The organism is Nonomuraea sp. NPDC003201, assembly GCF_053590415.1.
The window spans coordinates 1-2,862 of the sequence record NZ_JBSFTC010000636.1 but is presented as its reverse complement, the minus strand read 5'-3'; the positions used below and the strand labels follow the sequence as shown (position 1 = coordinate 2,862).

The 2,862-nt window shown below is 78.1% G+C and carries 1 protein-coding gene and 1 pseudogene; both read left to right on the top strand.

Features of this window, described 5'->3' with window-relative positions:
• A pseudogene (locus tag ACWDX9_RS62050) lies at positions 1 to 1,917 on the top strand (hypothetical protein); the annotation flags it as partial.
• On the top strand, positions 1,917 to 2,862 hold a 946-nt coding region (locus ACWDX9_RS62045), incomplete at its 3' end, for a hypothetical protein (protein WP_449973238.1). The pseudogene ACWDX9_RS62050 and the gene ACWDX9_RS62045, both read left to right, overlap by 1 nt.

Here is a 2,862-nt window from a genome sequence, read left to right as displayed (position 1 = left end):
GCGCTGTGCGACGGGAGCCGGACGCTGGCCGAGATCGCCGCCGAGTCGGGGACGGAGCTGGAGCAGGCCGCCGCGGCCCTGGCGGTGGCGGTGCGCCGCGGGCTGCTCACCCACGACCTCTGCCCGCCGGCCACGGTCGCCGACCCGCTGTCCTGGCTACGCGAACGCCTCCCCACCGAAACCCCCCGCCCGGACACCCCCCGCCCGGACACCCCCCGCCCGGACACCCCCCGCCCGGACACCCTCCGCCGGAACGTCCCGCGCTCGGATGTCGCGCGCTCGGATGTCGCGCGCTCGGAGGCTCCCCGCTCGGAGGCTCCCCGCTCGGAGGCTCCCCGCTCGGAGGCTCCCCGCTCGGATGCGCTCCGTCCGGACGCCCACCGTTCGGGTGGCGACCTGTCGGTGGGGCGGCGCGTGCGGGAGATCACCGAGCTGCTCGCCCAGTATCCCGCCGCCTCTCCCGACGTGAAGCTGGCCCTCCAGCGGCGGGTCGAGACGCTGGCCGGCAGCGGGCGGGCGCACGACGACCGGCCCGGCGACCGGCCCGGGGACGACCGCGTGGTCGTGCACGAGGCCGCGGCCGGCACGCTCCGGGTGACCGTCGGCGGAGGGCTGGCGGCCGACCTGGAAGGCCGCGTGCCCCAGGTGCTCGACCTGCTCGCCGCCGACGCCGAGCTGACCAGGCAGCGCACCAACCGGCTGCTCGCCGGCCGGCTCGGCGCGGGCACGTTCGGGCTGGCCGAGGTGTTGGGCGCGACCGGCGACCTGGAGATCCGCCACGGCGACCGCCTCGCCGAGCGGATCGCCGCGATCGTGCGCGCCGCCCCGCCCGGCGCGGCCACCGTCGACCTCGCGGGCCTGCTGGACGACCCCGAGCCGCCGGCCGCGCCCGTGCTCTGCTCGGCCGACGTCATGGTGGCCGCGCCGTCGCTGGAGGCGTACGAGCCGGGGGTGACCCCGCTGGTCCTCGGCGACCTCCACGACGTCGCGCTGCTCACGCCGTGGGCCCTGCAGTTCCACCCCGACGGCGCCGCGCTCGTCGCCGAGCGGGACGCGGCGATCGTGCGGGTGCTCGGCGGCCACACCGCACTCAACGTCATCTCGCGCCGCGCCACCGGCCGGCCGCCGCTGGAGTTCCCCGGGCCGGTGCTGGAGCTGGGCGGCGTGACGGCCGACGGCGGGCGGCGCCGGATCGGGCTCGACGAGCTGTACGTGCACAGCGACGGGCGCCGGGCCGTCCTGCGGGCCAAGGGGGTGGACGGGCCGCTGCTGCTGCACAACGGCGAGCACGACGACACGGCGCTGCACACGGCGCTCGCCCTGCCCAGGGTGCGCCGGCCGGACCTGCGGCGCCTCTCCCGGGTGCCCCGGCTGACCTGGGACAACGTGGTCATCTCGCGGCGCGCGTGGCGCGTGGGCCGGGCGTCGTTCGAGGCGCTCGGGCAGGCGGTCGGGGATCGCGAGCTGCTGGTCGCGATGGCGCGGCTGCGGGAGACGCACGACCTGCCCGTGACGTTCTTCGCCGCGTCTCCTCGCGAACGCCGGCCGATCCACGTGGACACCCGCTCGCCCGCGCTCGTCGAAGGGCTGGGCCGGCTGGCGGCCCAGGCCGAACGGCTCACGCTGACGGAGACCCTGCCGGGGCCGGAGGAGTGCTGGCTGCGCGACGGCGGGCTCCGGTTCGCCGCCGAGCTCCGCTGCGTCTACCTGCGCCCGGCCGGCGGCGGCCCGGTGCCCCGGCCGAAGCCGGAGGCGGCTGACACCTGCTCCCCGGCTCCGGTGACGCGCTCGCGGGCGGTCGCCCGCTATCCGGGGCCGGCGGACGTGCGCGCGGACTCGTGCTCGCGGGTGGCCGACCCGGTGGCCCCGGGCGCGCGGGCGGCGCATCCGTACCCGTGGCAGGGGGAGTGTCGCTGATGGAGCTGCTCGTCGTCCCGCCGCTCACCGACTTCACCACCGAGGTCGTGCCGCCCCCCGGAGCCGAGGTGCTCGACCTCAACGAACACGTCGTCGAACGCCTCGCCGACCCGTCCCGGCTGCGGGCCACCGCCGAACGGCTCGACGGCGGCCCGCTCGCGGCGCTGCTCGAGCGGGCGGCGGCGGCTGTCCTGGAACGGCAGGCGTTCGACGACGCCCGCCTCAGAGCGGTGGGCACCGCGCTGCGGCTGGCGGCCGACCCCGCGGTCCGGCTCAGCATCGACGACCTCGAGCTGGCCGAGGGCAGCATGCAGAGCAGCAGGGACGTGCTCGGCGCGGCCGGGCGGTGCGAGGTGTTCCGGCCCGAGGTCGAGCTGGCCGCGGAGGTCGCCGGCGGGCGGCGGGCGCACGTCGCGCTGGACGGCGCCCGGCAGCTTCCCGCGGCGTTCGCGCTGGTGGGAGCGCTGGGAGCGGGGCGGGTGACGCTGTGCGGGCGGCTCGTGGCCGAACACGGCACGGCGCTGCGGCGCGTGCCGGAGCTGGCTGGGGCGGAGTTCTCCGCGTGGTCGCCCGAACGGGTGATCCGCCCCTTGTGGCGCGCCGGCAAAGGGAAGGACACTGACGCCGGGCCCGTCGAGGGGGCACGGTCGCGGGACGCCTCGGACACCCGGCCGGGGAAGCAGGTGCGCTGGGTGACCGGGGCGTGCCGTCCGCCCGCGGGCGGGCCGTGGGCCGGATGGCTCGACGCGGAGCGGGTGGCCGCCTTCCCCGGGGACGTCCTGGCCCGCTGCCGCGGCCTGACGATCGCCGTGACGCGGATCGACTTCCTGGCCGCCGTGACCGGCCTGAACGGGTGGACCGTCAACCTGCGGCGGCTGCTGGCCGCGATCCCGCCGGGCGTGGCGGTGGCGTGCGAGCTGGTGCTGGGTGCGCCCGGCGTGGCCG